Here is a 3,461-nt window from a genome sequence, read left to right as displayed (position 1 = left end):
CTTCAGTACGCCCGCGGTCAGGGCCAGCAGGGTGGACTTGCCCGCCCCGTTGGGGCCGACCAGCGCGCACACGCGGCCGGCGGGCAGGCGGAAGGAGCAGTCGCGCAGGGCCCAGCCGCCGCGCCTGAACCTCCGTCCGAGGCCGTGCACTTCTAATGCTGCCGTCATCTTTCGTCCCCCTGGTTCGGTTCGTCCCCGTCGGATCCGGTCAGTACGGCGGTGAACAGTGCGGTGATGTCGTCCTCCTCCAGCCCCGCGTGCCGGGCCCGCGCCAGCCACCGGGCGAGCTCGGTGCGCAGCTCGGCGTCGGCGGCCCCGCCCTCGCCGAGCGTCCGGCGGACGAAGGTGCCGAGCCCCCGGCGGCCCTCGACCAGCCCTTCGCGTTCGAGTTCCCGGTACGCCTTGAGCACGGTGTTGGGGTTGACGGCGAGCGCCTCGACCACCTCGCGTGCGGTGGGCAGGCGGTCACCGGGCTGCAACAGGCCCAGGCGGAGGGCCTGTTTGGTCTGCTGCACGATCTGGAGGTAGGTGGCCACACCACTGCGCCGGTCGATGCGGTACTCGACCACGTCGACTCACCACCCTTTCACTAAGGAAGTAGTGAAAGGGTGGCGGGCGGAGGGACGGATGTCAACGTTCGACGGACCGGGGGCGCCGGCCCGGAAGGGGCATGTTCACGCCGAGTTTGTCCGGGTACGGCCTCTCGCCGTCCTCGGTGGTCTTCGGTTGGCGGGCGGTGTGCCGGAGCTGACTTCCCCGCCGTCGGGCAGCCGGCGGAGGGCGACGAGGAACGACTGCCGACGGAGCAGGCTCCCTCATATCCGGTCGATACCGAGCATCCGGCTCACCATCTGCTGGACGGTGACCTCGCGTTGGTCTCGCCGGGAGGGGACTTGTGCGGAGGTGGCGGGCGGAACCTCGACCGCCAGGACTTCTATGCGCTGGCCGGCAGAGGCCTGGGCCGCGATCCGGCCGCGCTCTTGCTCGGATGCGGCAAAGAGAATCAGCGGGGCCAGGCGGTCACGGAGGGCCGGAACGCGGCCGGCCACGGGGCAGATGACCGCATACGGCTTACCACCTACGTATACGGGCACGCCCATGGCGAACTCGGGGATGCCGTCTCGGGCGACGTTCGGATACGTGCCGGCTTCGTGGAAGACGAAGTCCACCACTGGTTTGACCAGTGCCTTCTGGCGCCTGAGGAGGGCCTCGATGGCCGCGATGTGGTCCCGCTCCGCTGCCTGTCCGGCCTCCCGCCGGCGGCGCTGGACGGCGGCCAGTCGCTCGATGACTTCGTGGCGTCGGGCGGTTGCCCGGACCTGCTCCTCTTCGAGTCCGAAGTAGGCGCGGGTGATCCAGCGCCACTCGCCCCCGTCGCGTCGTCCTTCGGTACGTAGGCGGTGGGGGCGAGTGGTGTCGGCACAGATGGCCGCGACGAACCGGTCCAGGGCGAAGGGCGAGGCCGCAAGCCACTTGCCATGGCCGCCACAGGGCAGATTGCCCTCGACGTCCGCGCCGCAGTCGTGGCATTCGCACAACCCGCAGTCGGCGCGGTCATCGCACCACTGCGGCTCGAAGCGTGAGGCTCCGGCGGTGACCTGGACGGGGCCGCCGTCGTCGGGGCGGGCGATCTGCACGGAGGGCACGCTGTCGAGCCACGGGACCGTCTTGCGGTCGGTGAACCAGCACACCTCGACGTCGGCGGTGCGGTACCGATCGGTGCGAGCCTCGATGTCGGTGATGGGGATGGCGGCCATCTGCGCCTCCAGGGCAACGCGGCGGCATCCGTCCGGGGAGGTGGCCATCACGTCGGCCCGCCACGATCCGTCCGGGGCGGCGACCTCGTACTCGGCACTCCAGCCGGCTGCGCGGACATGGTGAGCGAGGTCGAGTTTGAGCAGGTGGTGGGCCATTCCCTCGCCTGCGAGCCGAACCTCGCAGTGCGGGGCGTTGTTGGCGTGCCTGAGGAACCACAGGTCGTATGCGCCGTGTGTCTTGTGAACCAGGTGTAGTTGCCAGTCACACTCGTAGCAGGTCAGCGGCGCCGACGGTTTCGCCTTGTAGATGCTCTCCCGGTCCTGTCCGCATCCGAGGTCGGCTCGGGTGGCATCAATACGCCCCCACTCTCCGTGGACCCCGACGAACACCATCTCGCTCTCCTTCTACGACTCCGTAACGCGCTGGTCGGCCCGCGGCGGACAGTACGCATCCGGTCTGACACGGCATCCCCTGAACGGAGTAGCGTAATGCTCCGGTCGCGGTACGAGGGCCGACCCGACGGCGAGCCCGGCCTGTAAGGCCGTTGACCGGGCCGGCATCGGTCCGCGTCGGTGTGGCTCCGCCCCGGCCGGGTCGCTGACACCCCCGGGTCGGCGGGCCCTTCGGGCGGTCCGGGCATGCGCGGGAGATTCCGGGGCATGCGCGTGCCCGGAGGTGATGGTCATGGTTCCGCTGCTTCTCGTTCTTCTGCTCGCCCTGATCCTGTTCGGTGCTGGCTTCGCGCTGAAGGTCCTCTGGTGGGTCGCGATCGCCGTGCTGGTGCTCTGGCTCCTGGGGTTCGTCGCCCGGCCGAGGGCCGGCGGCGGGCGTTGGTACCGCTGGTAGCCGGGGCCGGCCCGCGCCAAACTGCCCCGAATCGTGTGATCGGAGCCGGTGGAGGGTAAATGCGTCGACAGCACCCCTTGGCACCCGGCAGAGTGGTCGCTCGTGACGAGCAGTGAGCTGTGGACCCGTGCGACCGCCGACCGCTATGACGCCGAGGAGAGCGAGTCGTCCTCGGCCGCCGTTCTCGGACCGGCTCTCGCCTTCCTCGCCGAGCTCGCCGGAGACGGCCGGGCACTGGAGTTCGCCATCGGGACCGGACGAGTGGGAGTTCCGCTCCGGGAACGCGGCGTGCCGGTCGTGGGCATCGAACTGTCCGAGCACATGGCGGCGGTGCTGCGGCGCAAGATCGACGAGGACACGCTCCCGGTGATCATCGGGGACATGGCCACCACCGCCGTTCCGGGCGGGTTCACCCTGGTCTATCTCGTCTACAACACCATCACCAACCTGCTCACCCAGGACGAGCAGGTCGAGTGCTTCCGCAATGCCGCACGTCATCTGGAGCCCGGCGGCCGGTTCGTCATCGAGCTGGGCGTGCCACCGCTGCGGTTCCTGCCGCCTGGCCAGCTCGCGGTGCCGTTCGACGTCTCCGAGGAGCATCTCGGCTTCGACACCTTCGACCTGGTCGAGCAGATCCTCGTCTCGCACCACTTCACCCGCGACGGCGACGGCGGGGGCTACCGGCGCGACAACTCCCGGCACCGATACGCCTGGCCGGCAGAGCTCGACCTGATGGCACGGATCGCCGGGCTCGAGCTGGAACGACGCGTCGCGGACTGGGACGGGTCCCCGTTCGCCCAGGACTCCGCGAAGCACATCTCCGTCTGGCGCAAGCCGGCCTGAGGGACCGCCCCCGG

At 69.9% G+C, this 3,461-nt stretch carries 5 protein-coding genes; 2 read left to right on the top strand and 3 right to left on the bottom strand.

Features of this window, described 5'->3' with window-relative positions; genetic code table 11:
- The 3 genes from AB0O29_RS34565 to AB0O29_RS34555 all read right to left on the bottom strand — a co-directional run.
- A partial coding sequence (locus AB0O29_RS34565) for an ATP-binding cassette domain-containing protein (RefSeq protein ID WP_365160000.1) occupies nucleotides 1-168 on the bottom strand: 168 nt, incomplete at its 3' end.
- Nucleotides 165-569 carry a GntR family transcriptional regulator gene (locus AB0O29_RS34560; protein ID WP_365159997.1) on the bottom strand — a complete coding sequence of 135 codons (405 nt, stop codon included), beginning with the start codon at nucleotides 567-569 and terminating at the stop codon, nucleotides 165-167. The genes AB0O29_RS34560 and AB0O29_RS34565, both read right to left, overlap by 4 nt.
- A gap of 246 nt (nucleotides 570-815) precedes the next feature.
- A complete protein-coding gene (locus tag AB0O29_RS34555) occupies nucleotides 816-2,150 on the bottom strand; it encodes a competence protein CoiA family protein (RefSeq protein WP_365159994.1) in 1,335 nt (444 codons plus the stop codon).
- 292 nt (nucleotides 2,151-2,442) lie between these two features.
- Between AB0O29_RS34555 and AB0O29_RS34550 the strand changes: the two genes are divergently transcribed.
- Together AB0O29_RS34550 and AB0O29_RS34545 are read left to right on the top strand one after the other, a co-directional pair.
- Nucleotides 2,443-2,604, top strand: a complete 162-nt coding sequence (locus tag AB0O29_RS34550; RefSeq protein ID WP_365159991.1) for a hydrophobic protein — start codon at nucleotides 2,443-2,445, stop codon at nucleotides 2,602-2,604.
- A gap of 102 nt (nucleotides 2,605-2,706) precedes the next feature.
- Entirely contained in the window at nucleotides 2,707-3,447 is a 741-nt protein-coding gene (locus AB0O29_RS34545) for a class I SAM-dependent methyltransferase (RefSeq protein WP_365159988.1), read from the top strand.
- The last annotated feature ends 14 nt before the right edge of the window (nucleotides 3,448-3,461 follow it).

It is taken from the genome of Streptomyces sp. NPDC089915, from assembly GCF_040684675.1.
In the GTDB taxonomy this organism is placed as follows: domain Bacteria; phylum Actinomycetota; class Actinomycetes; order Streptomycetales; family Streptomycetaceae; genus Streptomyces.
Note: the sequence above shows the minus strand (reverse complement) of the source record. Positions and strands in the feature narration are given on the sequence as shown.